The organism is Azoarcus sp. DN11 (genome assembly GCF_003628555.1).
GTDB lineage: Bacteria > Pseudomonadota > Gammaproteobacteria > Burkholderiales > Rhodocyclaceae > Aromatoleum.
Map to the genome: position 1 here is coordinate 4057490 of NZ_CP021731.1, position 25793 is coordinate 4083282.

The following is a 25793-nucleotide window of genomic DNA, read 5'->3' on the forward strand; positions in this document are numbered from 1 at the left end:
GGGCTCTCAGGCTCGTACCACGGCGAAGCGCGCGAGCGTCCGTGCGCGCGCCGCGGCGTGGTCGACGACTGGTGCCGGATAATCCCGGCCGATGCGCGCGCCCGCTGCCGCCTGCTCGGCCGCCCCCATCTGCCACGGCGCATGGATGTATCGGTCCGGCACGCGCGCGAGCTCCGGCACGTAGCGCCGGATGAAGCGCCCCTCCGGATCGAAACGCGCCGACTGTGTCACCGGATTGAAGATGCGGAAATAGGGCTGCGCGTCGCAGCCCGTCGACGCGGCCCACTGCCATCCCCCGTTGTTCGCCGCGAGGTCGTAATCGATCAGGTGGTCGGCAAAGTGGCGCTCGCCGCGCCGCCAGTCGATTCCCAGATCCTTGGTCAGGAAGGACGCGACGACCATGCGCAGCCGGTTGTGCATGTAGCCCGTCGTGGCGAGCTGACGCATCGCAGCGTCGACCAGCGGATACCCCGTGCGCCCCTCGCACCACGCCGCAAACAGTTCCGGCGCCGCGTCCCACACGAGGCGCTCGTACTCCGGCCGGAAGCATTCCGTCACCACACGCGGGTGATGCGCCAGGATCATGTGGTAGAAGTCGCGCCATACCAGCTCGCCGAGCCAGCTCTGCGCCCCGGCCCCGCCGTCGGCGTGTGCGAACGCCGCCAGTTCGCGGATCGACACCGTACCGAAGCGCAAGTGCGCGGACAGATAGGAGCCCCCCCTTCACGGCCGGGTAGTCGCGCGTGTCGCGGTAGCGCCCGATGCGGCCGGCGAAATCCTCGAACAGGGCCCGTCCGCCGGACATGCCCGTGGGCAGACGCAGTTCGGCGAGGTTCGTCGCGGTGAAGCCCAGCTCGTCGAGGCCCGGCACGCGCTCGCCGTCCGCCTTCGGCACCAGCCGCGCGGCGTAGCGCTCCACCGGATAGGCCTGCACGTAGAAGCCGTCGAGCTTCTTCAGCCACGCGTTCCGGTACGGCGTGAATACGCTGTACGGGTGCCCGCCCTGCGCCAGGATCTCGTCGCGCTCGAAGATCACCTGATCCTTGAAATCCTCGAAGCCGATCCCCGCGGCGGCGAGCCGCCCGGCCACCCGCCGGTCGCGCGCGATCGCAGCCGGCTCGTAGTCGCGATTCGCGAGTACCGCCGTCACCCCGAGCTGCGCGGCCAGGGCCGGAATCTCCTCGTCGGCCCGCCCGTGCCGCACGACGATGCCCGCCCCGCCCCCGCCTGCACGGCGCGACACCCCATCGAGCGCCACATCCAGCTCCTGCAGGCTGCACCAGATGAACTCGACGCGCCGGTCGCTGCGGCTGGGCAAGGCGTCCAGTATCTCCGCATCGAAGACGAACGCACAATGCACGCGCGCGAAGCGGCGCAGCGCGTGATACAGCGCCGCGTGATCGAAACTGCGCAGGTCGCGGCGGAACCAGACGAGGGCGGACGGCATCCAGGGGGAAAGCGGCGAAAGCGGAAGGATGCATTCTGACGCAACCATGCCGCGCAGGTTCCTGCGCCTTGCTCCGCGCGAAAGGCTAAAATGCAGCCATGAGCGAAATCATGTCGAACCTCACGCATCATTTCCTGATCGCCATGCCCGGCATGACGGATCCGAACTTCTCGCGCACGCTGACCTACATTGCGGAACACAACGATCAGGGCGCGCTCGGGATCATCGTCAACCGGCCGATCGACATGACCCTCGGCGCGCTCTTCGAGCGCGTCGAACTACCGCTCGATGCAGCCGGCTTTGCCGAGCAGCCGGTGTATTTCGGCGGCCCGGTGCAAACCGATCGCGGCTTCGTGCTGCACCGCCCGGCCGGCGAATGGCACTCGACCCTCAAGGTCAATGAAGAAGCTGGCCTCACGAGTTCGCGCGACATCCTGCAGGCGATCGGCAACACCGGCCAGCCTTCCGACGTGCTGGTCACGCTCGGCTACGCCGGCTGGACCGCCGGACAACTCGAACAGGAGATCGCCGACAACGCCTGGCTGACCGTGCGCGCGGACCTGTCGATCATCTTCGGGCTGCCGTCCGAAGAGCGCCTCGCCGCCGCCATGCAGAAGCTCGGCATCGACTTCACGAACCTCAGCGAGACCGCCGGGCATGCCTGAGGCGGCTGCGCCCGAACCCCGGCCAGTCCCGGACCTTCCCGCGCGCGGCACCCTGCTCGGCTTCGACTTCGGTCTCGCGCGGCTCGGCGTGGCCGTCGGCGAACTCGAAACCGGCCAGGCGAGCCCGCTGCTCACGATCAGCGACGAGGCCAGCGCGCCGCGCTTCGCCGCGATCGGAAAACTCATCGCCGAATGGCGCCCTGCCGGCCTCGTCGTCGGCATTCCCTGCCACCTCGACGGCACGCCGCACGAAATGACCGCGCGCTGCCGCCGTTTCGCCAACCAGCTGCGCGGCCGCTACGGCCTGCCGGTCATGGAAAGCGACGAACGCCTGTCCTCCGCCGCGGCCGAAGCCGCGTTGGAGGAAGCGGGACAGCGCAGCTGGCGCGAACGCAAGCCCGTGCTCGACGCCGTCGCCGCGCAGATCATCCTGCAACACTTCCTGGACACCTTTCACCATGCAAAAGCTTGATGCCGAAGCGCTCTTCCAGACCCTGGTCGAGCAGATGCGGCCGCACGTGACGCCCGACACCGCGCTGGTGGGCATCCACACGGGCGGCGTCTGGCTGGCCGAACGCCTGCACCGCGCACTGGGCCTGACGCTGCCGCCGGGCTCGATCGACGTGTCCTTCTACCGCGACGACTTCGGCTCCAAGGGCCTGCACCCGCAACCCAAGCGCACCGCGATCCCGTTCGACGTCGAGGACGCCCACGTCGTCATCGTCGACGACGTCCTCTACACCGGCCGCACGACGCGCGCCGCGATCAACGAACTGTTCGACTTCGGCCGCCCCGCGCACGTGGACCTTGCGGTGCTGGTCGACCGCGGCGGGCGCGAACTGCCGATCGCCGCGCGCTACTGCGCCCTCACCCTGCCCCAACCCCTGCCCGCAAGCCAGAGCCTGCAACTCGAGACCGATGCGGCCGGCGCGCTCACCCTGAGGCTGATCGATGCATAACCCCCAACTCAATAAGCATGGCGAACTGCAGCACCTGCTGACGATCGACGGCCTGCCGCGCGACGTCATCACCGCGATCCTCGACACCGCCGCGCCCTTCACCGAAGTCGCCGAGCGCGAAGTGAAGAAGCTGCCGCTCTTGCGCGGCAAGAGCATCTTCAACCTGTTCTTCGAGAACTCCACGCGCACGCGCACGACCTTCGAGATCGCTGCCAAGCGCCTGTCGGCCGACGTCGTGAACCTCAACGTGTCGACCAGCTCGACCGCGAAGGGCGAGAGCCTGCTCGACACCGTCGACAACCTGTGCGCGATGCAGGCCGACATGTTCGTCGTGCGCCACGCCGCGAGCGGCGCGCCCTTCCTGATCGCGCAGCATCTCCTCGCGACCGGGCGCGACCACATCCACGTCGTCAATGCCGGCGACGGCCGCCACGCGCACCCGACGCAGGGCCTGCTGGACATGTACACGATCCGGCACTACAAGCGCGACTTCAGCAACCTCACCGTGGCGATCGTCGGCGACGTGCTGCACTCGCGCGTCGCCCGCTCGCAGATCAGCGCGCTGACCACGCTGGGCGTGCCCGAAGTGCGCGTGATCGGCCCCAGGACGCTGTTGCCGACCGAGGTCGAGCGCATGGGCGTGCGCGTCTTCCACGACATCCGTGAAGGCCTCCGGGGCGTCGACGTCGTGATGATGCTGCGTCTGCAGAACGAACGCATGAACGGCGCACTGCTGCCGACACCGCAGGAATACTACAAGGTGTGGGGCCTCACCGCCGAGAAGCTGGCGCTCGCCAAGCCCGACGCCATCGTCATGCACCCGGGACCGATGAACCGCGGCGTCGAGATCGACTCCTCGGTCGCCGACGGCGCACAGGCCGTGATCCTGCCGCAGGTCACCTTCGGCATCGCGGTCCGCATGGCCGTCATGAGCATGCTGGCCGGCCAGCAAGGGAGCAACAAGCAATGAAGATCCGCATCACCAACGGCCGCCTCATCGACCCCGCAAACGGCCTCGACGACAAGCGCGACCTGTACGTCGCCGACGGCAAGATCGTCGCCACCGGCGCGGCGCCGGACGGCTTCGCCGCCGAGCGCACGATCGACGCGAGCAAGCTCGTCGTCGCCCCGGGCCTCATCGATCTCGCCGCGCGCCTGCGCGAGCCCGGCTTCGAGTACCGCGCCACGCTCGAATCCGAAATGGACGCGGCGATGGCCGGCGGCGTCACCAGCCTCGCGATCCCGCCCGACACCGACCCCGCGCTCGACGAACCGGGCCTCGTCGAGATGCTGTGCTACCGCGCGAAGAAGCTCAACCGCGCTCACGTCTATCCGGTCGGCGCGCTGACGATCGGCCTCAAGGGCGAGCGCCTGTCGGAGATGGCCGAACTGGTCGAGGCCGGCTGCGTCGCCTTCAGCCAGGCCAACGTGCCCATCGTCGACAACGGCGTGCTGCTGCGCGCGATGCAGTACGCGGCGACCTTCGACTTCCGCGTGTGGCTGCAGCCGCTCGCGCCCTTCCTGTCGCGCGGCGTCGCCCACGACGGCGAAGTGGCCTCGCGCCTGGGCCTGCCGGGCATCCCGACTGCCGCCGAAACCGTCGCGCTGTACACCTACATCCAGCTCGCCCGCACCACCGGCGCCCGCCTGCACATCACCCGCCTGTCGAGCGCCGAGGGGCTCGCGCTCGTCGAGCAGGGCCGCGCGGACGGCATGGACATCACCTGCGACGTGTCGATCAACCACCTGCACCTGTCCGACATGGACATCGGCTACTTCAACAGCAACTGCCACCTCGTGCCGCCGCTGCGCAGCCAGCGCGACCGCGACGCGCTGCGCCAGGGGCTCGCCGACGGGCGCATCGACGCGCTGTGCTCGGACCACACGCCGGTGGACGACGACGGCAAGCTCACCCCGTTCAGCGAATCCGAAGCGGGCGCAACGGGCCTCGAACTGCTGCTGCCGCTGACGCTGAAGTGGGCGCAGGAAGCGGGCCTGCCGCTGGTGAAGGCGCTGGCGCGCGTCACGTCGGACGCCGCCCGCATCGTCGGCATCACCAAGGCCGGCCACCTCACGCCAGGCGCACGCGCCGACCTGTGCCTGTTCGACCCCGCCGCACATGTCACGGTGAGCCGCGACAACCTGCGCAGCCAGGGCAAGAACACGCCCTTCCTCGGGATCGAACTGCCCGGCCGCGTGCATTACACGCTGGTCGAAGGCCAGATCATGCACGAACTGGCCTGAGCCTGGGCGCAGCGGACAGGCAGGTGCGTTCGACCTGCCCCCGATCCCGTTCGGACCGAGCCTGTCGAAGCCCTGTCAACGCCCGTCGACAGGCTCCGCCGAACGGAGATGCCTGACCGGCCGGGTTAACCGCCCAGCGTTTCGCAGCCGCGCGGCCGCCCCGGCGCCCGCTCCGGCCACACGCACCCGTTTCGCGCGCGAGGTCTCGCCGCTGACCAGCGTCACGGCGGATTTCGGCACGCCGCAGAATTCGGCGAGGAACGCACACAGCGCCGCATTCGCCTTACCATCGACCGGCGGCGCAGCGAGGCGGACCTTCATCGCCTCGCCGTGCAAGCCGACGAACTCGGTCTTCTTCGCACCCGGCTGGATGTGCAGCATCAGCACGAGGGCGCCGTCAGCCGCCTCGCGCAGCCAGACGGCGTCCGTCATCCGACCAGCAGCGACGCGAAGTTGCCGCGCAGGCCGCCCAGCACCATCAGCACGATCTGCAGCACCAGCAGGAGCACCAGCGGTGACAGATCGACGTTGGCGATCGGCGGCAGGATGCGGCGGAACGGGCGCAGGAAGGGCGCCGCGAGGTTGTGGAAGACCGGCGCGGCCGGCGCATGCGGACTCACCCACGACAGCACCGCCGACATCAGCACGACGCCGAACACCAGGTAGATCGCCATGCGCGCCACTTCCAGCAGCCCCAGCCCCCACAGGCCGAGGACCAACCCGCCGGGGTTGCCGTTGAACGACACGCCGCGCAGCCACAGTTCGATGAACACGAACAGCGTCTGCAGCACCCAGGCCGGCAGCAGGCTGGCGAGGTCCAGCCCCAGTACGCCGGGGATCACGCGGCGCAGCGGCCGCACGATCCAGTCGGTCGTCGCGACGACGAAGGCCCCGACCTGATTGCGGAAGGACACGCGCTGCCACTGCATGAAGAAGCGCGCCAGCAGCATGAGCGTGATGAAGCCGAAGGCCGTGTCGAGGATCAGGAGCAATACGTTGCCCAGCATCGCGCTCAGTCCTTGCCGAGTTGTTCGCCCAGTTCGCGCCCGCGCACCTCGGCGGCCTTCACCGCGGCCGCGATCGCGTCGAAGAAGCCCGACGCCTGCAGGCTCGCGAGTGCCGCCGCGGTCGTGCCGCCCTTCGAGGTCACGCGCTCGCGCAGCACGCCCGGCGCCTCGTCCGACTCCGCCGCGAGCTTCGCCGCACCGAGCACGGTGTCGATCGCGAGCCGCCGCGCGGTCGCCGCATCGAAGCCGAGCGACGCGCCGGCTGCCTCCAGCGCCTCGATGAAGTGGAAGACGTAGGCCGGACCGCTGCCCGACACCGCCGTGACCGCATCCATCTGCCCCTCGTCGCCGATCCACGCGGTACTGCCGACCGCCGCCAGCACACGTTCGGCCGCGGCACGCCCGGCCGCATCCACCGACGGATCCGCGTACAGGCCCGACACGCCCGCGCCGATCAGTGCCGGCGTGTTCGGCATCACGCGCACCAGCTGCGTGTACCCCCCGAGCCAGCGCCCGAGGTCGGCGAGCCGCAGGCCCGCCGCGATGCTCACGACCACCTGGCGCGTGAGCCGACCCGCCAACGGTGCGAGCGCCGCCTTCATCTGCTGCGGCTTCACCGCGAGCACCAGCACGTCGCACTCCAGCAGCGCATCATCGACCACCCCGGCCGCGCGCACGCCGAAGCGCTCGGCCAGACGCCTGCGCCCCTCTTCCTGCAGTTCCACGACCTGGATGTCGGCCGCGGCGAAGCCGCGCTCGAGCATGCCGCCGATCAGCGCCGACGCCATGTTGCCGCCCCCCAGGAAACTGATCCTGATTCTTTCCGTCATGATTCTGTCCGTCACGTCTGTCCCTCGGCACGCACGCTGCGTGTTCCGAAAATCGCGGTACCCACCCGCACCATGGTTGCCCCTTCGGCGATCGCCAGCTCGAGGTCGTGCGACATCCCCATCGACAAGGTATCGAGCGCGAACCCGTCGGCGTTGAGCGCGTCGCGCAGCCGGCGCAGCACGGCGAACCGGCCGCGCAGCAGCGCCTCGTCGCCGTCGGGCTCAGGGATCGCCATCAGCCCGCGCAGACGCAGCCGCGGCAAGGCCGCGATGCGTTCGGCGAGTGCGCGCACCTCGTCCGGCGCGACCCCGCTCTTGCTCGCCTCGCCGCTCACGTTCACCTGGATGCACAGGTTGAGCGGCACCAACCCTGCGTCGCGCTGCTCCGACAGCCGCTCCGCGAGCTTCGCGCGGTCGACCGAATGCACCCAGTCGAAATGCGCCGCGACGGGCCGCGTCTTGTTGCTCTGGAGCGGCCCGATGAAATGCCATTCGAGTTCGCGCGACTTCAGCTCGGCAAGCTTCGCGACGCCTTCCTGGACGTAGTTCTCGCCGAACAGCCGCTGCCCGGCATCGGCCGCCTCGGCCACGCAATATGCCGGCCAGGTCTTGCTGACGGCCAGCAGCAGCACCTCGTCGGGCCCGCGCCCCGCGGCAATCGCGGCACGGGCGACGCGCTCGCGCACGGCTTGCAAGTTGGCGGCGATTGTTGTCATATAGCGTCGGCAATAATCTCGAAAATGCGGCCCGGCGAGTATAGCACCGCGCACCGACCCGACCTTCCGCGCACACCTTCACGATCCGTCGAAGAACCCATGGACATCACCGAACTGCTCGCCTTCGCAGTCAAGAACAAGGCCTCCGACCTCCATCTCTCGTCCGGTCTGCCACCCATGATCCGGGTGCACGGCGACGTGCGGCGCATCAACCTGCCGCCAATGGAGCACAAGGACGTGCACTCCATGGTGTACGACATCATGAACGACCAGCAGCGCAAGCAATACGAGGAAGTGCTGGAGTGCGACTTCTCGTTCGCGGTGCCCAACCTCGCGCGCTTCCGCGTCAACGCCTTCAACCAGAACCGCGGCGCCGCCGCCGTGTTCCGGACCATCCCGTCCAAGGTGCTGACGCTCGAGGAGCTCAACTGTCCGAAGATCTTCAAGGACATCTCGAACCAGCCGCGCGGCATCGTGCTCGTCACCGGCCCGACCGGTTCGGGCAAGTCGACGACGCTCGCGGCGATGATCGATCACATCAATGACAACGAATACGGCCATATCCTCACCATCGAGGACCCGATCGAATTCGTGCACGAGTCGAAGCGCAGCCTGATCAACCAGCGCGAGATCGCACGCGATACGCTGTCGTTCAATAACGCGCTGCGCTCGGCGCTGCGCGAGGACCCGGACGTGATCCTCGTCGGCGAAATGCGCGACCTCGAAACCATCCGCCTCGCGCTGACCGGCGCCGAGACCGGCCACCTCGTGTTCGGCACGCTGCACACCTCGTCCGCCGCCAAGACCATCGACCGTATCGTCGACGTCTTCCCGGCGGCCGAGAAGGAGATGGTCCGCTCGATGCTGTCGGAGTCGCTGCGCGCGGTGATCTCGCAGACCCTGCTGAAGACCAAGGACGGCCAGGGCCGCGTCGCCGCCCACGAGATCATGATCGGCACCCCCGCCATCCGCAACCTGATCCGCGAGAACAAGATCGCGCAGATGTACTCGTCGATCCAGACCGGCCAGAACGTCGGCATGCAGACGCTCGACCAGTGCCTGCTCGACCTCGTGCGGCGCAACATCGTCTCGCCCGCCGAGGCCAAGATGAAGGCCCAGAACAAGGACAATTTCGGCTGATCGCCACCCCGCGCCGGGCAACGACGACTTCCGTCACACCCGCCGCCGCATCCGGCGCGCCGCAGCGTTCACCGCGGCGCGCGCGAGGACCATAATCCCACCACGCAACACCCCGAGATCCCGCTGGAGCGCAACACATGGAACGCGATCAGGCCCTCAAGTTCATGCACGACCTGCTCAGGCTGATGGTGCAGAAGAACGGCTCCGACCTCTTCATCACCGCCGGCTTCCCGCCCGCGATCAAGATCGACGGGCGCGTCATCCCGCAGTCCAACCAGTCGCTCACGCAGCAGCACACCGCCGAACTCGCGCGCGCCGTGATGAACGACCGCCAGGCGGCGGAGTTCGAATCCAGCAAGGAATGCAACTTCGCGATCTCGCCCGCGGGCATCGGCCGCTTCCGTGCCAACGCCTTCATCCAGCAGGGCAAGGTCGGCCTCGTGCTGCGAACCATCGCGCAGAAGATCCCGACCTTCGACGAGCTGGGCATGCCGGCGGTGCTGCGCGACGTCGCGATGGCCAAGCGCGGCCTCGTGATCTTCGTCGGCGGCACCGGCACCGGCAAGACGACCTCGCTCGCCGCGATGGTCGACTTCCGCAACGAGCACTCCTACGGCCACATCATCACGGTCGAGGACCCGATCGAATACGTGCATCTGCACAAGAACTGCATCGTCACGCAACGCGAGATCGGGCTCGACACCGACAGCTGGGAAGCGGCGCTGAAAAACACCCTGCGCCAGGCCCCCGACGTGATCCTGATGGGCGAAATCCGCGACCGCGAGACGATGGACTACGCGATTGCGTTCGCCGAAACCGGCCACCTGTGTCTCGCCACACTGCACGCCAACAGCGCCAACCAGGCGCTGGACCGCATCATCAACTTCTTCCCGGAAGAACGCCGCCAGCAGCTGCTGATGGATCTGTCGCTCAACCTGCGCTCGCTGATCTCGCAGCGCCTGCTGCCGAAGAAAGCCGAGAAGGGACGCGTCCCGGCGGTGGAAGTGCTGCTCAACTCGCCGCTGATCTCGGACCTGATCTTCAAGGGCGAGGTGCCGGGCATCAAGGAAGTGATGAAGCGCTCGCGCGAGCTCGGGATGCAGACCTTCGACCAGGCGCTGTTCGATCTCTACGAGGACGAGAAGATCACCTACGAGGACGCGCTGCGCAACGCCGACTCGGTGAACGACCTGCGCCTGCAGATCAAGCTCCACAGCAAGCTCGGCGAGAAGGACCTGGTGTCCGGCATCCAGCACCTCGACATCGTCTGAGTTTGCGAATAAATCTACTGCGCGACCCGATTCCGCCCCTGTGATGCTCGCCGTACCATTTGTACGGCTGCGCTTCTCGGAACGGACTCGGGCCGCTCGCTACAATTTCTTCACAAACTCGGATCGTTCGTAGGGCGGAAAAGCGCAGCGCCTTCCGCCGAATGAGGCCAGGCCACGGCACATACGGCGGATAACGCCTGTGGCGCGTCCGCCCTACCCGACACCAACCGTCGTTCAGCCTTCCTCGACCGGCTTGCGCCGATTGGTGCCAGCGACCATCTTGTACTCGAACACGCGGCACTCCAGCGCGCCGTTGAAGAGCGGCGTGCGCTTGCTCGCCTTCAGGCCGATCAGCTTGGGCAGCGCCGCATCCGCACTCAGGAAGTAGCAGCGCCAGCCGCTCCAGCGCTTCTTCAGCGCGTCACCGAACTGCGGATACAGCGCCGCCAGCTCCTCCGCCTCGCCAATACGCACGCCGTACGGCGGGTTCGTCACCATCACGCCTTCCGCCGCGGGCGCCTCGCGCGCCAGGAAATCCGCGCGGTCGAGCGTCACGCATTCTGCGAGACCCGCCGCCTGCAGATTCACGCGCGTGCGCCGCACCTGTTCGCCGACGATATCCGAACCGTAGAGGCGCAGAGGACGTACCGGTTTGCGCCGCGCCTCGGCGGCCTGGCGGATGGACGCCCAGGCGGGGCGGTCGAAATGACGGAAGCGCTCGAACGCGAAGCTGCGCCCGAGCCCGGGTGCGATGTCGAGCGCGATCTGCGCCGCCTCGATGAGGAAGGTGCCGCTGCCGCACATCGGATCGATCAGCGCCTCGCCCGGCCGCCAGCCGCTGATGCGCAGGATGCCCGCGGCGAGATTCTCCTTCAGCGGCGCCTCGACCGCGGCCGGCTTATAGCCGCGCTTGTACAGCGGCTCGCCCGAGGTATCGAGATACAACGTGACACGGTCGCGCGTCAGGAAGGCGTGGATGCGCACGGCAGGGTTCGCGGTATCGACGCTGGGGCGCTTGCCGGTCACGGTGCGGAAGTGGTCGCACACGGCGTCCTTGATCTTCAGCGTGACGAATTCGAGGCTCTTCAGCGGCGACTGCTTGGCCGTCACGTAGATGCGGATCGTGTCATCGACGGTGAACCATTTCGCCCAGGTCACGCCGTAGGCGAGCCGGTAGATGTCCTCCTCGGACTGGTAGCGCCCCTGCGCAAGGCGCCACATCACACGCGTCGCCAGCCGGCTTTCGAGGTTCGCGCGGTAGCAGGTCTGCCAGTCGCCGGAGAAGCCGACGCCGCCGTGCGCCGCCTCGACGTCCCGCGCGCCCAGCGCGGCGAGTTCCTCGGCAAGCATCGGCTCGAGACCGCGCGGGCAGGGAGAAAAGAAGGTTTCGGACATGGCGGGAACCGCAATGAAAAGAGAAACAGGGAAAGGCCAGGAGCCGGCCGCCCGAGCCGAACTCGGAGCGGCCGGGCAGGATCAGAAGGGCTTCAGCACGACGAGGAACACGACGGCGAACAGCACGAGGACGGGCACCTCGTTGAACACGCGATACCACTTGTGGCTGCGCGTGTTGCGCCCCGCGGCGAAGTCGCGCACGAGCTTGCCGCAGTACAGGTGGTAGACGATCAGGAAGCTCACGAGCGCGGTCTTGGCATGCAGCCAGCCCCCGCTGAAGCCGTAGCCGAACCACAGCCAGAAGCCGAACACGACCGCGAGGATGCCCAGCGGGGTCATGAAGCGGTAGAGCTTGTGCTCCATCAGCGCCAGCCGCTCGCGCGTCGCGACGTCTTCGACCATGGCGTGGTTCACGAACAGGCGCGGCAGGTAGAACAGGCCGGCGAACCAGCTGACGACGAACGAAATGTGCAGGGCTTTCACCACCAGCATCAGACGGCTCCTGGGTTGTTGGTTGTTGCTTGTTGACCGGGCGCCGCGGCGAACCCTTCGCGCACGGTCGGGTACAGCAGCCGCGCCCGCAACTCCCGCCGGATGCGGCGGTTGTCGATCTGGCGCGACTCGCTCATGAAGGACAGCGCCATCGGCGACAGGCGCGCCGCCAATTCGCTGCGCGACAGGCGCGGCGGCCGCGGCAGGCCGAAACAGTCGGCGGCGAAGTCGAAGTAGTCACCCATCTTCATGCACGTATCATCGACGGCATTGTAGACGCGCCCTGCGCCGGCACGAAAAAGCGCGAGGCACGCGAGACGCGCGAGATCCTCGGCATGGATGTGATTGGTATGGACGTCCTCTTCCGCACGCAGCACCGGCTCGCCGCGCTCCAGCCGCGCCAGCGGCAGACGGTCGCCCGCATAGATGCCCGGCGCACGCAGCACGCTCACCCGCACGCCGTTCCGCGCCCCGAAACGCCGCAAGCGGCGCTCCGCATCGACGCGGCGCTGCGCCCGCGCCGTCCGCGGGCGGCACGGCTGGCTCTCGTCGATGCGCCGGCCGTCGCAATCGCCATACACGCCCGTCGTACTTATATACACCAGGCGCTGTGGTAGAGTCGACGCGCACGCGAGTGCCGCCGCCAGCCTTGCCGAGCGCATGTCCGCTGTCCCGTGGTCGGGAGGAGGCGCGAAATGCATCACCGCATCCGCGATCCCGGCCAGGCGCCGCAGGCTGCGCCGGTCGTCGAGGTCGGCGAGCACCGGGGTCGCACCCAGCGCCCGCAGTCCGGCACGGTCCCCGGCCTGGCGTACCAGGGCAAACACCCTGAAGCGCCTCGCGAGCCACGGAATCGCGCGCCGAGCCACGTCACCGCTACCGACGATCAATATTCTTTTCATCGACGAATTATCTCACGCCCGATGTCGTTCCAGATTTCACTCGAACCCGGCGGCCAGCAATTCCAGGCAGATACCGACCAGACGATCCTCGAAGCGGCCCTCGCGGCCGGCCTCGTGCTGCCCTACGGCTGCCGCGACGGCGCCTGCGGCGCGTGCAAGGGCAAGGTCCTGCGCGGCGAGGTCGCCCTCACGGGATCCGCGACGGCGCTCAGCGACGCCGACCGCGCTGCGGGCATGACGCTCTTCTGCAGCGCGCATGCACGCTCGGACCTGGTGCTCGAAGCACGCAACGTGAGCCGCGCCGGCGACATCCCGGTCAAGAAGCTGCCGTGCCGCGTGCAGCGCCTGACCCGCGTCGCGCCGGATGTGATGGTGATCGAGCTGAAGCTCCCCGCGAGCGAGCCCTTCCGCTTCCGCGCCGGCCAATACGTCGACTTCCTGCTCGCTGATGGCCGTCGTCGCAGCTTCTCGATCGCGAACGCCCCGCAGCGCGAGGATGCGATGGAACTGCACGTGCGCCTCGTGGCCGGCGGCAAATTCACCGAACATGTGTTCAGCGGCATGAAGGAGCGCGACATCCTGCGTTTCGAAGGGCCGCTTGGCAGCTTCGGCCTGCGTGAGGACTCGACGGCGCCGGTGGTGGTGCTGGCAGGCGGCACCGGCTTCGCGCCGATCAAGAGCATCGTCGAACAGGCGCTCCACGCCGGCAGCACGCGACCGATGACCCTCTACTGGGGCTCGCGCAGGCGCGACGGCCTGTACATGGATGAGCTCGCGCGTTCGTGGGAGCAGGCGCTTCCGGGCTTCCGCTACATTCCGGTATTGTCCGAAGCCGGCGCGCAGGACGACTGGCACGGCCGGACCGGGCTCGTGCATCGCGCAGTCATCGAGGATCTGCCCGACCTGTCGGCACACGAGGTGTATGCTTGCGGATCGCCGGCGATGATCGATGCCGCGCGCAACGAACTCACCACGCTATGCGGCCTGCCGCATGACGCCTTCTTCGCGGACGCCTTCACCTTCGCCACCGACACGGTACGCTGAGACCATGACCCAGACCACGATCCTGACTCGCGAACCGGTCGTCAACCGGAATCGCGCGATCACGGCCAACCGGCTCATCGCCCACGGACCGAGCATCGGCGCCGTGGTCGAAACGCTGAACAGCCTCGCCGACATCTGGCCGACGCATCACACGGTCTTCGTCTGCCTGGGGCGCCTCGTGCCCACGCCCGAGCTGATGAACTGGCAGGCCCCGCCCAACGCCATGGTGGAGATCCCCTCCCAGGCGCTCGCGCACCCGCAGACGCAGGCGCTGCTTCCGCAGCTGCGCGACGCCGGGGTCAGCATGTGCCTGAGCTGGTTCGCGCCGGGGACGGCATTGCCGCCCGACTGCGACTGGCGCTTCGTGCTGATGGACCGCCGCCGTCACGCGACGCCCGCCGGCTCGCCCGGCATCACCCTCGCGTGGGGGCTGCCGAACGTCGCTGCGTTCCAGGAGTCCGTCCAGGCGGGTTTCGACGGCGCATCCGGCTGGTTCTTCCTGTACGGCAATCCGGCAGCGAAGGAACTGTCGCCGGCGCATGCGCAGATCGTCCGGCTTCTCAATCTCGTACGCAACAACGCCGACATCAAGGAGATCGAGGCGGTGCTGCGCCAGGACGTCGCGGTCTCGTACAAGCTGCTGCGCTACATCAACTCCGCGGGATTCGGACTGAGCTGCGAGATCCAGTCCTTCCGCCACGCGGTGACCATCCTCGGCTACTCCAACCTGAACAAGTGGTTGTCGCTGCTGCTGGTCAGCGCGAGCCGCGACCCGGGCGCACCGGCGATGATGCAGACCTCGATCGCCCGCGGCCGCTTCATGGAACAGGTTGGCGCATCCTTCTTCGACAAGTCGGAGCTCGACAACCTGTTCATCACCGGCGCCTTCTCGCTACTCAACGCGCTGCTGGGCACCTCGATGCAGACGGTGCTCGAAGAAATGCACCTGCCTTCGGCGATCACCGACGCGCTGCTGTACGAGCAGGGCGCATATGCCCCGTTTCTCAAGCTCGCGCGCCTGTGCGAGTCCTTCGAGTCCACCGAACTGCAGAAACAGGCGACCGAGTTGCAACTCTCGCCCGAGCAGATCAACCGCGCCATCGTCGGCGCGCTGGGTTTCGCCGACAGCCTGCAGTCCTGATCGACGGCGATCGGGCAACAAAAAAGCCAGCCCGCGGGCTGGCTTTTTGCATCGCGCTGACCCGATTACTTGAGCGACAGAACCCAGGTCGCCAGGGTCTTGGCTTCTTCGGGGTTGACCTGCGGGTTCGCCGGCATCGGCATCGTGCCCCAAACACCCGAACCACCCTTCTGGATCTTCTCGGCCAGCCTGGCGACCGCACCCGAGTCACCTGCGTACTTCTTGGCGACGTCCTGGTAGGCGGGGCCGACCAGCTTCTTGTCTACGGCATGACAGGCCAGGCAGTTCTTGGACTTGGCCAGTTCCAGGGAGGCGAACGCCGGAGCGGCGGAGAGAAGGCCCGCGGCGACCGCGGCAGCAACGAAAACTTTCATGCTCTTTTCCTTTAGATGGTGGTGTTAAACCGGCCGGATATTAAACCATGCTTCCCCGCGTTGACTACCCGGAAAACACCTCTTGCACATTCATGCCCCGGGAAGCCGCGCCGGATCGTCCGGCCCAAGCATTCAACGCCCCTGCCCGGAACAGCGTTGACATGCGTTGGTGGAGTCAAGCGCGGCCCTCGAAAGATTCCCCGCTGCACGCTGGAGCGGGTCGGACTACTGGCGCACCTCGGCGAGATTGTCCGGAGGCGCGAACCCGCCGGTGGAACGGAAGGGGTTGATGTCGAGACCGCCGCGGCGGGTATATCGCGCCCACACCACAAGTTCGCGCGGCCGGCAGCGTTGGAGAATGTCGCAGAAGACGCGCTCGACGCACTGCTCGTGGAATTCGTTGTGCTTGCGGAACGAAACGATATAGCGCAACAGCCCTGCCCGATCGATCGCCGGTCCGGCGTAGCGCACCACGATGCAGCCCCAGTCGGGCTGGCCGGTGACAAGGCAGTTGGACTTGAGCAGGTGAGAATGCAGGGTTTCGCAGACCTCGGCGCCACCCGCTGCGGCCGACAGGAAGTCCGGGCACGGCTGGTAGGTGTCGATGTCGATATCGAGTTCGTCGAGCGACTCCCCCGGCGGGGGTGCCATCACGCGCACGGGACCGCTGCCCAGCGGCTGAATCGCCACGGCGACGGGAGCGCCCGCCGCCACGGAGAGATCACGCTCGAACGTCGCCTGTACGACATCGACGCTTTCAAACCGCGTCTGGTTGCAGGAGTTGAGGTAGAGCTTGAGCGATTTCGACTCGATCAGGCGCGGAGAGTCAGCCGGCACGCGGAAAGTCGCGAGCGCGACGATGGGCTTGCCGCGCGGATTGAGCCAGGACAACTCGTAGGCATTCCACAGATCTTCGCCGACGAACGGCAGCCTGCCGGGGACGATGCCGATCTCGTCGCGCTTGATCTGGCGCGAGATCGGAAACAGGAGACCGGGGGCATAGGTGTCGCAGTAGTCGGCCGGTTTGCCGAGCGGCGAGGACTCGGCGCCGTGCGAAGGGGAGGCGGATGCGTTCATGTGGCGGATTGTAAGGGATCGCGCCACATCGACCGAACCGACAGGCGATCGTTCCCGCGAGCAGACAGAAGACCGCCGGCGCCCGCAAGGGCACCGGCGGTGAAATGCCGCGTCTCCGGCTTTCTTCCTTGCTTATTTTGTCCTGGAGCCGGCCGGGGGCACGGCGCCGACAGCCTTCATCGCTTCGGACAACAGGGCGGCCTTGTCAATGGTCATCGGCACCGGCGCTTCCGGCGGGCAGACGGTATCGGGATCGATGCCGGTGCGGTCCTGGCCGACGTCGGCGGGCGCCGGCAGATCCTCGCGCGCGACCCCCAGGGCGCCCATCAGTTGCCCCATGCTCGACAGCGCGCGCGCCTGCGCGATGATCTGATCGTAGCCGGCATTCACGTACGCGCGCTCGGCCTGGAAGTACTCGTTCTCGGTATCCAGCAGGTCGAGCAGCGTGCGCTGGCCGATGTCGAACTGGCGGCGGTAGGCTTCGCGCGCCTTCTGGATCGACAACTGGTGCTGGTCGAGGTAACGCAGCTGCTCCTGCAGGCGCTGCACGTCGTTGTAGGCGATCGCCAAGGTCTGACGCACGTCGCGGCAGGCCTTCTCGCGCAGGTCCTTCGCCTGGTTGCTCAGGTCGCCGGCCTGGCGCAGGCGCGCATCGTCGGCGCCGCCGCGGAAGATGTTGTAGCTAAGCACCAGCTCGATGACGCCCTGGCGCGTGCGCCCGTCGACGCCGTCGAGATTGTGGTCGACGATCTGGCGGGCGCGCAGGTCGAGCCGCGGATGGAAGGCGGCGCGGCGCGAATCGATGAGCGCCTGGCTGGCACGCACGTTCTCGACGGCCGCGTTCAGGGCGGGGCTGCTGTTGAAGGCGGTGCGCAAGGCGTCCTTCGCCGTCGGCGGGATCGTACCGAGCGACGTGCCGACGGGCAGGCCGGGCATGGCATCCTGCGGCACTTCGCCGACGATGCGCAGGTAGCGGGCGCTTACATCGTGCAGGTTCGACACCTCGGTGAGCAGGTTCGACTCGGCGAGCGCGACACGGCCGGTCGCCTGTTCGAGGTCGACGCGGCGACCGACTCCGGCACCGGCGCGCTCGGCGATCTGGTCGTGGATCTGCTTGTGCTGCACGTAATTCGCCTGCGCGAGCTTGACGAGTTCGCGGAAACGCGCCACGTCGCCATAGGCACGCACCGCTTCGAACGCGGCGCCTTCGGAGGCATCGACGAGTTCGTAATAGCGCGTCAGCTTGGCGTAGCCGAGGCGGGCAACCTCGCTGCGGGTGAAGAAACCGTCATACACCATCTGGTCGAGCGACAGCGTCAGGTTGCGACGCGCAAATGAATCGGAGGACTGCCCCGGGCGCCGCAATTCCTCGTGGCCGACGCTGGCGATGGCGTCCACCTGGGGCAGATAGCCCGAACGCGCAACCGACTGGTCTTCACGCGCCGCACGGAACGCGTCCCACGTGGCCTGCACTTCGGGGTTGGCCACCACGGCCTTGCGCGCCGCATCACGCAGGGCATCCGGCCCCGCACCCGTTGCGACGAACGGGAGCACGGCCAGCACGGTCAACGCAATCGCGGATCGATAAATTTTCATATTCCCCCCAACACAGCGTGATGTTTTTGCCGTTGGTATAACGCGTGGTTGCCCTGCTGTCCTGCGCGAGGCCAACCGCTCGGTTAATCTTGTAAGGGGATATTACCGCCGTGGGATTACCCGGGAATGCCAAATACGCAACACTGACCGGGCGAAACAGGCCGAAAACCGTTGCGGGGAGCGCCGCCAGATGAAAGCGATCCGATAATGCGGGTGACGAGTTGCCCGCCGACGTGATGACAGCAGCCCCTTGCCCGCGCGGACGGCGCCCCTCGCGGGGTGCCCTTGCCGCATTTGTACGCAGCCTGACGGCAATGACGTGCGTGCTGGCGTGCGTGCTGCTCGGCGTGTCCATGGCGGCACCCGACCTGGACCGCATGCAGCGGCTGGCGCGGGAGCGCTTCGGCCCGGAGGCTGGCGAGTCGGTTGGCGCCTGGCGCCAGATGCTCGGCGACGCGGCCGATCTCGATGATCAGGGAAAGCTGCAGCGCGTGAACACCTTCTTCAATCGCCGCATCGCGTTCGAGGACGACATTGTGGTCTGGCAGCAGCAGGATTACTGGGCCACGCCGATGGAGACTCTCGGACGCGCGGCCGGTGACTGCGAGGATTTCTCGATCGCCAAGTACATGAGCCTGCGCCTGCTCGGCATCCCGGCTGAAAAGCTGCGCCTGATCTACGTGCGCGCCAGCATAGGCGGGCCGGGCAGCGGCATCTCGCAGGCCCACATGGTGCTCGGCTATTACCCCTCGCCTGCCGACGAGCCGCTCGTGCTCGACAACCTCATCGGCGACATCCGCACCGCGTCGCGCCGCCCCGACCTGTTTCCGGTCTTCAGCTTCAATGCCGAGGGTTTGTGGGTAGGCGGTTCCAGCCGTTCGGCCGCCGACCCCACGACGCGGCTGTCGCGCTGGCGCGACGTGCTCGAACGCATGCGCAAGGAAGGTTTGCCATGACCGCCGCCCCTGCCAGGTTTTCCGGAGAGTCCCAGCCATGTCTCTGATCAAACAGCTTTGGATCGCCATCGCCGTGGTGACGCTCATCGCCCTGGGCGGCAGCCTCGTGGTGAGCACCCTGTCCGCCCGGCATTACCTGCAGCAGCAGCTGCAGGTGAAGAACCTCGACAACGCGACCTCACTGGCATTGTCGCTGTCGCAGATGCCCAAGGACCCGGTCACCGTCGAACTGCAGATCGCGGCGCAGTTCGACGCCGGGCACTACCGCCTCATCCGCCTCACCAGCCCGACCGGCGACATCGTGGCCGAACGCGAATATGCCGGCTCACTCGACGGCGCACCGGAGTGGTTTGCCCGCCTGGTCCCGATCGAGGCGCACGCCGGCGTCGCCCAGGTGCAGGACGGCTGGCGCCAGTTCGGCACACTGACGCTCGAAAGCCACAAGCGCTATGCCTACGAGGCGCTGTGGCAGGGCACGCTGCAACTCCTGGGGTGGTTCGCGCTCGGCGGTGCCCTCACGGGCCTCGTCGGCACGCTCATCATCAAGCACATCACGCGCCCCCTGGGCCAGGTCGTCGAACAGGCGGAGGCAATCGGCGGGCGCCGCTTCGTCACCACGCCCGAACCGAGCACGATGGAGTTCCGCAGCGTGGTGCGTGCGATGAACACCTTGTCGGAACGCGTCCGCACGATCCTCGCCGAGGAATCGCGGCGCCTGGAGCAGTTGCGGCGGCAGACCCAGCACGACGAGACGACCGGGCTGCTCAATCGCAGCCAGTTCCTGAATCAGCTCGACTCCGCGCTCGCGCGCGACGATGCGCATGCGGCCGGCACGCTGCTGATCGCACGTGTGGGCGACCTGACCGGGCTCAATCAGCGCATCGGCCGCGCGCCGACGGACCGCCTGCTGCGCGACCTCGCCGGGCAGCTCTCCGGGTTCTCCGCCGGGCGGGCGAACTGGGCGATCGGGCGCATGAACGGCAGCGACATCGCGCTGCTCGCCCCCGGCGAGGACGATGCCGGCGCGCTCGCGGCAGCGCTGGCGAAGACGCTTCACGCCGGTCTCGACGCGCTGCCGGATGTCGCCCTGCCGGTCGCCGCGACCGCCTATGCCGCAGGCGAAACCCGCTCGCAGGTCCTGGCGCGCGCGGACGGCGCACTTGCGGCGGCCGAGCAGGCGGGCGATCGCTGCGTGCGTGTCGACGATGGCGCCAAGGCGACCGCGCCTTATCCGGATCTCCAGGCGTGGCGGGCGGCCCTGCTGTCGGCGCTCGAACGCGACGGGGTGCATCTCGGAGCCTATCCGGTCGTCGCCAACGACGGCCGCCTGCTGCATGAAGAGGCACCGATCCGGCTGCTGCTCGACGGCGTCTGGCAGCCCGCCGGCTATTTCATGCCACGCGTTGCACGCCTGGGCCTGATGCCGCGCTTCGACATGGCGGTCGTGCATGCGGCCTTGCGCGCGATTTCGGCCGATGGCCGCGAGCGCGGCATCAACGTGTCGGCCGAATCGCTGTGCGACGCCAACTTCCGCGGCGAACTGTTCACGTTGCTGCAGGCGGACACGGCGGCAGCAAAACGTTTGTGGATCGAGGTTCCCGAATATGGCGCGCTACGCCACCTGGCGGAGTTCCGCGCGCTGTGCGTGGCGCTGCAGCCGCTCGGGTGTCGGGTCGGCATCGAACATGTGGGAGCACATTTCGGCGAGCTGGGCGACCTGCACGAACTGGGGCTCGACTACATGAAGATCGATGCCGCGGTCATCCGGGGCATCGATGCCAACGCCGGGAACCAGGCGTTCCTGCGCGGCCTGTGCATGATCGTCCATTCCCTTGGCCTGATGGCGATCGCCGAGGGCGTGGAATCGGAGGCCGAAAGCCGGGTGCTGCCCGACCTCGGCCTCGACGGCATGACCGGACCGGCAGTGCGCGCACCGTCGGCCGCGTGACGCGCGCGGCCGACGACGGCGGCTCAGATCACGCCGTCGTCGTCGAGCAGGCTCAGGTGTTGCAGGGCCTCGCGCGCACCGCGGCGCTCCATGAGCTTTTGTTGCGCTGGCGCGGGAAGATCGGTGAAGCGGATCACCGAACGCTCGACAAGCAGCTCGATCAAGTCCTCGAGCACACGTACGAGGCCGAGGTCCGACGAGCCCATCGGGTTCGCGCCCTCGATCACGTCGCGCCCGAAGACGATCAGATCCGCCTCGGCACCCTCCGCGGCGCTCCATCCTTCCGCCACCATCGGCTCGCGGCTCACCGCCACGATTTTTCCCTGGGTATCGCGTTTCACATACATCATGAATTCACCGGATGCGGAATTTCGCCATGTTCCGACAGCCGCAACACCAGTTGCAACCGGTCACGCACGCCGAGTTTCTCGAAGATCGCCCCCAGATGGGCCTTCACGGTGCGCTCGGTGATGCCGAGCTTCACTGCGATCTCCTTGTTGCTCAAGCCGTTGGCGATTTCGTGGGCCACCTCGAGCTCTCGCTCCGACAGCAGGGGCAGCGGAGCATTCTCCGGCGAAACGAGGACGCGGCCAGCCGCGCCGACGACACGCGTCATCAGCTCGGGGCCGACCCACAGGCCGCCGTGGCGGACGACCAGCTCGACATCCCGGAACACGCTCGGCACCGCCATCGCGTGACAGTAGGCGCGCGCGCCACGGTCGAAGGCCGCGACGGCTTCGGCACTGTCCGGCGTCATGCTCACGACGGCAAGGTGACACGCCGGCAGCGTCTGCATGAGCGCGCCGATCAGGTCGCACCACCGGGCATGCGCCGTATCGACCCAGATCACGTCACCCGGACACGCCTTGCCGCCGAGGGCCCACCGCTCGCAGCTGGTCCCTTCGGGGAACGCGTCCAGCCAGCGCGTCGATGCGCGGACCGTGTCGGAGCAGAGAAAGATGTTCTGACTCATCGTTCGGACAGTGCGTTGGCCTTGGCCCGCAGGACGGGTTTCAGCAGATAGGAAAGAATGGTCTTCTTGCCCGTGAGGATGTCGATCTCCGCCACCATGCCGGGAATGATCGGCAGGCTTTCGCCCAGACTCGATTTCAAGGTCCTCACGCGCACAATGTAAAAGGCATTGCCCTTCTCGTCGGTGACGGTATCCGCACCGATCTGCTCGACGACGGCATCGAGTCCGCCGTAGATCGCGAAGTCGTACGCGGTGAACTTGACGAGTGCATTTTGTCCAGGCCGCAGGAAGGCGATGTCCTTGGGCTTGATCTGCGCCTCGAGGATCAGCGCATCGTCCAGCGGCACGATCTCGACGACCTCCTTGCCCGGCTGCACGACGCCGCCGATCGTATTCACGAGCAGGCGCTTGACCGTGCCGCGCACCGGCGAACGCACCTCGGCATGCTTGACGCGGTCCTCCAGCGCGCGCCCACCTTCGCTCAGCGCACCGAGTTTGGCCATCGTGTCGGAGAGGTCGATGCGCTGCTGGTTGCGCACGTTGAGCTCGACCTCCTGGATCTTGCGCGTGGCTTCTGAGATCGCGGACAGGATGCGCTGGATCTGCGCCGCGGCCTGATCGCGTTCTCCCCGCAGGCGTGCCACGTCGCGCTGCAGGCGCAGGATCTCGACTTCCGACACGGCCCCGGACGTTACCAGCGGCCGAGTGACGTTGAGCTCCTGCTGCGCCAGATTGAGCCCGTTGCTGCTCTGCTCGTGGCGCGCGCGTACCTCGTTGAGCTCCTGCTGGCGTTGTGCCAGCTGCTGCCGGGCGATCGACAGCTGGGCGTCGAGTTCGGCCACGCTCGATTCGTACAGGCGCCGCTCGTGGTCGGCGATCTCGGGAACTTCGCGCAGCACGTCGCGCGGCATGTTCAGCGCCGTGCCCGCGGTCAGGGCATCCAGCCGCGCCGCCTTGGCGCGCAGGGCGAAATACTGCGAGCGGTTCTCCGCGAGCGATGCGACAAAACGGGTCGGATCGATGCGCAACAACAGCTGCCCGGCCTCCACGACCTGCCCTTCGCGCACCAACATCTCCTCGACCACGCCGCCGTCCACGCTCTGGATGATCTGCACCTGCGAGGACGGGATGACCTTCGCATCGCCCCGCGTGACCTCATCGACCGACGCGAACGCCGACCACAGCAACAGCACGAGCAGGCCGATCACGAGGACGCGCAGCAGCATGCGCGCACGCAGCGGCTCCTCCTGGATGAGCGCCCAGTCCGCGTCCGCCGCCCACTCGAGGCGACCGCCAGGGGACGCATCGGGGATGACGCGCGCGAAGGCCCGGTCGAGCCACGGCCGCAGCGGCCTGCCGACCCGCTGCGACACGTCGCCGATGCGCTGGAACGATTCCTGACCGATCTCGCTCATCACCTGGCCCTCCCGACCCGTCCCTGGCGCAGGGCGTCGACAACCTGATCCTTCGGACCGTCGGCCACCACCCGGCCGCCGTCGATGACGATGATGCGGTCGACCAGTTCCAGCAGCGAGGTCCGGTGCGTGACGACGAGCATCGTCCGGCCCTGTGCGAAGCCGCGCAGGCGGCGCTTGAGTTCCTCCTCGCTGGTGAAGTCCATCGATGCGGTCGGCTCGTCCAGCAGCAGCACCGGCGGCTGGTGGATCACCGCCCGCGCAATCGCGACGCACTGGCGCTGCCCGCCGGAGAGCGACGCGCCGCGCTCGCCGACCTGCATGTCGAACCCCTGCGGGTGAGTGTTGGCGAACTCGGTCACGCCCGCGGTTTCCGCCGCGCGCAGCACGTCCGCATCATCCGCGAGCGGGCTGGCGAGCGTGATGTTCTCGCGCAGCGAACCGTAGAACAGGGTCACGTCCTGCGGCACGTAGCCGATATGCCGGCGCAGCTCGGCGGGGTCGAGCTGGCGCTGGTCGATGCCGTCGATCAGGATCGCCCCCGAGGTCGGGCGGTACAGGCCGAGGATCAGCTTCTCCAGCGTGGTCTTGCCCGAACCGACACGGCCGATGATGCCCACGTGCTCGCCCGCGCGGATGCGCAACGAGATCTCGGACAGCGCCGCGGTCTCCTGCCCCGGGTAATGGAAGCCGACGTCACGGAACTCGATCTCGCCGCGGAAGGACTGGCGGCTGATGAAGTTGGTGTCGTCCGGGCGCTCGACCTCCTGGTTCATCAGCTTGTCGAGCGAGCTCAACGCCGTCGCGGCGTTGTGATACTGGACCAGCAGGCCGGCGACCTGGCCGATCGGCGCCATCGCGCGCGACGACAGCATGTAGCACGCGATCAGGCCGCCCATGCTGAGCAGGTTGTCGCGGATCAGGTACACGCCGAGGACGATGATCGCCACGCTGACGGCCTGCTGCACCCATGCCGCGCCGTTCATCGCCGTCGATGACAGCAGGCGCAGCTGCGTGCCGACGCGCGCGAGCAGCGCCGCGCTCTTCTCCCACTTGCGCTGGATCGGCCCTTCCGCGCACACCGCCTTGACCGTCTCCATCGCGACGAGCCCCTCGACCAGCGTCGCGTTGCGCTGGGCGCCCGCGCGGTAGGTCGTTTCCGCGAGCTCGTGCATGCGCCCCTGCACGGTCATCGCATACACGAGCAGCACGACGACGCCGATGACGAAAGGCAGCATCAGCGGCCAGGCGATCCAGCCGATGACGAGCAGGAAGACCAGCGCGAAGGGCACGTCGATGAACGCCACCACCGTCGCCGAGCTGATGAAGTCGCGCACCGACTCGAACGCACGCAGGTTGGCCGCGAAGGAGCCGGCCGATTCGGGACGCTGCTCCATGCGCAGCCCGAGGACGCGCTCCATGATCGCCGCCGACAGCTTGACGTCCGCGCGGCTGCTGGCGAGATCGACGAAGTAGCCACGCATCGTGCGCAGGATGAGGTCGCCCGCGAGCACGATCAGCACGCCGAGGCCGAGCACCCACAGCGTTTCCATCGCGTGGTTGGGCACCACCCGGTCATACACGTTCATGACGAACATCGGCATCGCGATGGCGAACAGGTTGATCATGAACGCCGCGAGAAGGACGTCGCGATACAGCGAAGCGTTCTCCGCGATCACGCCCCAGAACCAGTGCTGCCGCCGGACCGCCCGCACTTCGGGCGTGCGGGCGTCGAAGCGGAAGATCGGGCGCGCGTAGATCGCATACCCGTCATGGCGTGCGGCCAGCTCGGCGCGCGGCATCTCGACCGCGGCCTCGCCCAGCTCGGGAAACACCACGCGGGCATGGCCGCTGCCCTCGCTCCACCCGAGCAGCACGCAGGCCTTGTCGCCTTTCAGCAGGAGCACCGCGGGCAGCAGCGACGGATTGAGCCGCTCGGGCGCGCAACGCACGACCTTGCTGCTCAACCCGGCACGCTGCGCCGCCCGCGCGAACAGGGAGGGATTGAGCCGCCCGTTCTCCAGCGGCAGGCCGGCGACCGCGGCGTCGCGCGTGGTTGCCGCACCGTGCGCCCGCGCGATCAGCAACAGACAGTCGAGCAGCGCGTCGCCGTCCGCCCGGGGATCTCCTGCCGCCGCGCCTTTCGCGTGGGCAAATACGCCATTGAGTTCAAGCACTTCGGCCACGAAATCTCTCGCTAT

Annotated in this window: 25 protein-coding genes and 1 pseudogene; 11 read left to right on the forward strand and 15 right to left on the reverse strand. The window is 67.7% G+C overall.

Annotated elements, in window-relative coordinates:
- Positions 1–6 precede the first annotated feature (6 nt).
- Positions 7–1447: pseudogene (locus tag CDA09_RS18750) on the reverse strand (cryptochrome/photolyase family protein).
- Between the two features lie 98 nt (positions 1448–1545).
- Here CDA09_RS18750 and CDA09_RS18755 point away from each other — a divergent pair.
- The 5 genes from CDA09_RS18755 to CDA09_RS18775 are packed head-to-tail and all read left to right on the forward strand — an operon-like array spanning position 1546 to position 5315.
- Positions 1546–2112 (forward strand): YqgE/AlgH family protein, encoded by a 567-nt coding sequence (locus CDA09_RS18755; protein ID WP_121430035.1) that lies wholly within the window; start codon positions 1546–1548, stop codon positions 2110–2112.
- Complete coding sequence (ruvX, locus tag CDA09_RS18760) at positions 2105–2584, forward strand: Holliday junction resolvase RuvX (protein WP_121430036.1); 480 nt, start codon at positions 2105–2107, stop codon at positions 2582–2584. Before CDA09_RS18755 ends, ruvX begins: the two co-directional genes overlap by 8 nt.
- Entirely contained in the window at positions 2571–3071 is a 501-nt protein-coding gene (gene pyrR / locus CDA09_RS18765) for a bifunctional pyr operon transcriptional regulator/uracil phosphoribosyltransferase PyrR (RefSeq protein ID WP_121430037.1), read from the forward strand. The genes ruvX and pyrR overlap by 14 nt, the downstream gene beginning before the upstream one ends.
- A complete protein-coding gene (locus tag CDA09_RS18770; RefSeq protein ID WP_121430038.1) occupies positions 3064–4041 on the forward strand; it encodes an aspartate carbamoyltransferase catalytic subunit in 978 nt (325 codons plus the stop codon). Before pyrR ends, CDA09_RS18770 begins: the two co-directional genes overlap by 8 nt.
- Positions 4038–5315: a dihydroorotase gene (locus tag CDA09_RS18775; protein ID WP_121430039.1), complete on the forward strand. Its 1278-nt coding sequence runs from the start codon at positions 4038–4040 to the stop codon at positions 5313–5315. The genes CDA09_RS18770 and CDA09_RS18775 overlap by 4 nt, the downstream gene beginning before the upstream one ends.
- 75 nt (positions 5316–5390) lie before the next feature.
- Here CDA09_RS18775 and CDA09_RS18780 read toward each other — a convergent pair whose 3' ends face one another.
- Genes CDA09_RS18780 through CDA09_RS18795 form a run of 4 tightly spaced genes read right to left on the reverse strand, consistent with a single transcriptional unit; the run spans position 5391 to position 7868 of the window.
- On the reverse strand, positions 5391–5747 hold the full coding sequence (locus tag CDA09_RS18780) for a DUF167 domain-containing protein (RefSeq protein WP_121430040.1): 357 nt from the start codon (positions 5745–5747) through the stop codon (positions 5391–5393).
- Complete coding sequence (locus CDA09_RS18785; protein WP_121430041.1) at positions 5744–6322, reverse strand: YggT family protein; 579 nt, start codon at positions 6320–6322, stop codon at positions 5744–5746. The genes CDA09_RS18780 and CDA09_RS18785 overlap by 4 nt, the downstream gene beginning before the upstream one ends.
- 5 nt (positions 6323–6327) lie before the next feature.
- A complete protein-coding gene (proC, locus tag CDA09_RS18790) occupies positions 6328–7140 on the reverse strand; it encodes a pyrroline-5-carboxylate reductase (protein WP_121430935.1) in 813 nt (270 codons plus the stop codon).
- A gap of 23 nt (positions 7141–7163) precedes the next feature.
- Complete coding sequence (locus tag CDA09_RS18795; RefSeq protein ID WP_121430042.1) at positions 7164–7868, reverse strand: YggS family pyridoxal phosphate-dependent enzyme; 705 nt, start codon at positions 7866–7868, stop codon at positions 7164–7166.
- A 99-nt stretch (positions 7869–7967) separates the two neighbouring features.
- Between CDA09_RS18795 and CDA09_RS18800 the strand changes: the two genes are divergently transcribed.
- Both CDA09_RS18800 and CDA09_RS18805 read left to right on the forward strand, forming a co-directional pair.
- On the forward strand, positions 7968–9008 hold the full coding sequence (locus tag CDA09_RS18800) for a type IV pilus twitching motility protein PilT (RefSeq protein ID WP_121430043.1): 1041 nt from the start codon (positions 7968–7970) through the stop codon (positions 9006–9008).
- Positions 9009–9145: 137 nt separating this feature from the next.
- Positions 9146–10279 (forward strand): PilT/PilU family type 4a pilus ATPase, encoded by a 1134-nt coding sequence (locus CDA09_RS18805; protein ID WP_121430044.1) that lies wholly within the window; start codon positions 9146–9148, stop codon positions 10277–10279.
- A 234-nt stretch (positions 10280–10513) separates the two neighbouring features.
- Here CDA09_RS18805 and CDA09_RS18810 read toward each other — a convergent pair whose 3' ends face one another.
- The 3 genes from CDA09_RS18810 to CDA09_RS18820 form a co-directional block, all read right to left on the reverse strand.
- Positions 10514–11674, reverse strand: a complete 1161-nt coding sequence (locus CDA09_RS18810) for a THUMP domain-containing class I SAM-dependent RNA methyltransferase (RefSeq protein ID WP_121430045.1) — start codon at positions 11672–11674, stop codon at positions 10514–10516.
- An 81-nt stretch (positions 11675–11755) separates the two neighbouring features.
- Positions 11756–12166, reverse strand: a complete 411-nt coding sequence (locus tag CDA09_RS18815) for a CopD family protein (protein ID WP_121430046.1) — start codon at positions 12164–12166, stop codon at positions 11756–11758.
- On the reverse strand, positions 12166–13068 hold the full coding sequence (locus CDA09_RS18820) for an NAD-dependent epimerase/dehydratase family protein (protein ID WP_121430047.1): 903 nt from the start codon (positions 13066–13068) through the stop codon (positions 12166–12168). The genes CDA09_RS18815 and CDA09_RS18820 overlap by 1 nt, the downstream gene beginning before the upstream one ends.
- A 21-nt stretch (positions 13069–13089) precedes the next feature.
- Here CDA09_RS18820 and CDA09_RS18825 point away from each other — a divergent pair, with 21 nt between their 5' ends.
- A complete protein-coding gene (locus CDA09_RS18825) occupies positions 13090–14112 on the forward strand; it encodes a CDP-6-deoxy-delta-3,4-glucoseen reductase (RefSeq protein ID WP_121430048.1) in 1023 nt (340 codons plus the stop codon).
- A 4-nt stretch (positions 14113–14116) separates the two neighbouring features.
- The gene (locus CDA09_RS18830; RefSeq protein WP_121430049.1) at positions 14117–15253 is read left to right on the forward strand and encodes an EAL and HDOD domain-containing protein; all 1137 of its coding nucleotides are present in this window, start codon (positions 14117–14119) and stop codon (positions 15251–15253) included.
- 65 nt (positions 15254–15318) lie between these two features.
- On the opposite strand, the gene CDA09_RS18835 is transcribed toward CDA09_RS18830, so the two are convergent.
- The 3 genes from CDA09_RS18835 to CDA09_RS18845 form a co-directional block, all read right to left on the reverse strand.
- On the reverse strand, positions 15319–15627 hold the full coding sequence (locus tag CDA09_RS18835) for a c-type cytochrome (RefSeq protein WP_121430050.1): 309 nt from the start codon (positions 15625–15627) through the stop codon (positions 15319–15321).
- A gap of 225 nt (positions 15628–15852) precedes the next feature.
- Positions 15853–16704, reverse strand: a complete 852-nt coding sequence (gene queF / locus CDA09_RS18840) for an NADPH-dependent 7-cyano-7-deazaguanine reductase QueF (RefSeq protein WP_121430051.1) — start codon at positions 16702–16704, stop codon at positions 15853–15855.
- A 132-nt stretch (positions 16705–16836) separates the two neighbouring features.
- Positions 16837–18300, reverse strand: coding sequence for a TolC family outer membrane protein (locus tag CDA09_RS18845; protein WP_121430052.1), 1464 nt, complete (start codon positions 18298–18300; stop codon positions 16837–16839).
- Positions 18301–18614: 314 nt separating this feature from the next.
- Between CDA09_RS18845 and CDA09_RS18850 the strand changes: the two genes are divergently transcribed.
- Together CDA09_RS18850 and CDA09_RS18855 are read left to right on the forward strand one after the other, a co-directional pair.
- On the forward strand, positions 18615–19256 hold the full coding sequence (locus CDA09_RS18850; RefSeq protein ID WP_286164241.1) for a transglutaminase-like cysteine peptidase: 642 nt from the start codon (positions 18615–18617) through the stop codon (positions 19254–19256).
- A 37-nt stretch (positions 19257–19293) separates the two neighbouring features.
- A complete protein-coding gene (locus CDA09_RS18855) occupies positions 19294–21204 on the forward strand; it encodes a bifunctional diguanylate cyclase/phosphodiesterase (protein ID WP_121430054.1) in 1911 nt (636 codons plus the stop codon).
- 23 nt (positions 21205–21227) lie between these two features.
- Here the strand turns inward: CDA09_RS18855 and CDA09_RS18860 are convergent, their stop codons facing one another.
- From CDA09_RS18860 to CDA09_RS18875, 4 genes are read right to left on the reverse strand one after another with little or no spacing between them, the layout of a single operon-like run.
- Entirely contained in the window at positions 21228–21554 is a 327-nt protein-coding gene (locus CDA09_RS18860) for a hypothetical protein (RefSeq protein ID WP_121430055.1), read from the reverse strand.
- Positions 21551–22177: a helix-turn-helix transcriptional regulator gene (locus tag CDA09_RS18865; RefSeq protein WP_121430056.1), complete on the reverse strand. Its 627-nt coding sequence runs from the start codon at positions 22175–22177 to the stop codon at positions 21551–21553. Before CDA09_RS18865 ends, CDA09_RS18860 begins: the two co-directional genes overlap by 4 nt.
- Entirely contained in the window at positions 22174–23592 is a 1419-nt protein-coding gene (locus CDA09_RS18870) for an HlyD family type I secretion periplasmic adaptor subunit (protein ID WP_121430057.1), read from the reverse strand. Before CDA09_RS18870 ends, CDA09_RS18865 begins: the two co-directional genes overlap by 4 nt.
- Positions 23592–25769: a type I secretion system permease/ATPase gene (locus CDA09_RS18875; protein ID WP_121430936.1), complete on the reverse strand. Its 2178-nt coding sequence runs from the start codon at positions 25767–25769 to the stop codon at positions 23592–23594. Before CDA09_RS18875 ends, CDA09_RS18870 begins: the two co-directional genes overlap by 1 nt.
- Positions 25770–25793: the final 24 nt, after the last annotated feature.

Bases quoted from the DNA above. Each gene is read 5' to 3' on its own strand.
- CDA09_RS18845 (WP_121430052.1), bottom strand. From the start codon at position 18,300: ATGAAAATTTATCGATCCGCGATTGCGTTGACCGTGCTGGCCGTGCTC.
- CDA09_RS18815 (WP_121430046.1), bottom strand. From the start codon at position 12,166: ATGCTGGTGGTGAAAGCCCTGCACATTTCGTTCGTCGTCAGCTGGTTC.
- CDA09_RS18800 (WP_121430043.1), top strand. From the start codon at position 7,968: ATGGACATCACCGAACTGCTCGCCTTCGCAGTCAAGAACAAGGCCTCC.
- CDA09_RS18795 (WP_121430042.1), bottom strand. From the start codon at position 7,868: ATGACAACAATCGCCGCCAACTTGCAAGCCGTGCGCGAGCGCGTCGCC.
- CDA09_RS18865 (WP_121430056.1), bottom strand. From the start codon at position 22,177: ATGAGTCAGAACATCTTTCTCTGCTCCGACACGGTCCGCGCATCGACG.
- pyrR (WP_121430037.1), top strand. From the start codon at position 2,571: ATGCAAAAGCTTGATGCCGAAGCGCTCTTCCAGACCCTGGTCGAGCAG.
- CDA09_RS18830 (WP_121430049.1), top strand. From the start codon at position 14,117: ATGACCCAGACCACGATCCTGACTCGCGAACCGGTCGTCAACCGGAAT.
- CDA09_RS18770 (WP_121430038.1), top strand. From the start codon at position 3,064: ATGCATAACCCCCAACTCAATAAGCATGGCGAACTGCAGCACCTGCTG.
- CDA09_RS18805 (WP_121430044.1), top strand. From the start codon at position 9,146: ATGGAACGCGATCAGGCCCTCAAGTTCATGCACGACCTGCTCAGGCTG.
- CDA09_RS18820 (WP_121430047.1), bottom strand. From the start codon at position 13,068: ATGAAAAGAATATTGATCGTCGGTAGCGGTGACGTGGCTCGGCGCGCG.
- CDA09_RS18850 (WP_286164241.1), top strand. From the start codon at position 18,615: ATGACGTGCGTGCTGGCGTGCGTGCTGCTCGGCGTGTCCATGGCGGCA.
- CDA09_RS18860 (WP_121430055.1), bottom strand. From the start codon at position 21,554: ATGATGTATGTGAAACGCGATACCCAGGGAAAAATCGTGGCGGTGAGC.
- queF (WP_121430051.1), bottom strand. From the start codon at position 16,704: ATGAACGCATCCGCCTCCCCTTCGCACGGCGCCGAGTCCTCGCCGCTC.
- CDA09_RS18810 (WP_121430045.1), bottom strand. From the start codon at position 11,674: ATGTCCGAAACCTTCTTTTCTCCCTGCCCGCGCGGTCTCGAGCCGATG.
- CDA09_RS18870 (WP_121430057.1), bottom strand. From the start codon at position 23,592: ATGAGCGAGATCGGTCAGGAATCGTTCCAGCGCATCGGCGACGTGTCG.
- ruvX (WP_121430036.1), top strand. From the start codon at position 2,105: ATGCCTGAGGCGGCTGCGCCCGAACCCCGGCCAGTCCCGGACCTTCCC.
- CDA09_RS18755 (WP_121430035.1), top strand. From the start codon at position 1,546: ATGAGCGAAATCATGTCGAACCTCACGCATCATTTCCTGATCGCCATG.
- CDA09_RS18775 (WP_121430039.1), top strand. From the start codon at position 4,038: ATGAAGATCCGCATCACCAACGGCCGCCTCATCGACCCCGCAAACGGC.
- CDA09_RS18825 (WP_121430048.1), top strand. From the start codon at position 13,090: ATGTCGTTCCAGATTTCACTCGAACCCGGCGGCCAGCAATTCCAGGCA.
- CDA09_RS18855 (WP_121430054.1), top strand. From the start codon at position 19,294: ATGTCTCTGATCAAACAGCTTTGGATCGCCATCGCCGTGGTGACGCTC.
- CDA09_RS18780 (WP_121430040.1), bottom strand. From the start codon at position 5,747: ATGACGGACGCCGTCTGGCTGCGCGAGGCGGCTGACGGCGCCCTCGTG.
- CDA09_RS18785 (WP_121430041.1), bottom strand. From the start codon at position 6,322: ATGCTGGGCAACGTATTGCTCCTGATCCTCGACACGGCCTTCGGCTTC.
- CDA09_RS18835 (WP_121430050.1), bottom strand. From the start codon at position 15,627: ATGAAAGTTTTCGTTGCTGCCGCGGTCGCCGCGGGCCTTCTCTCCGCC.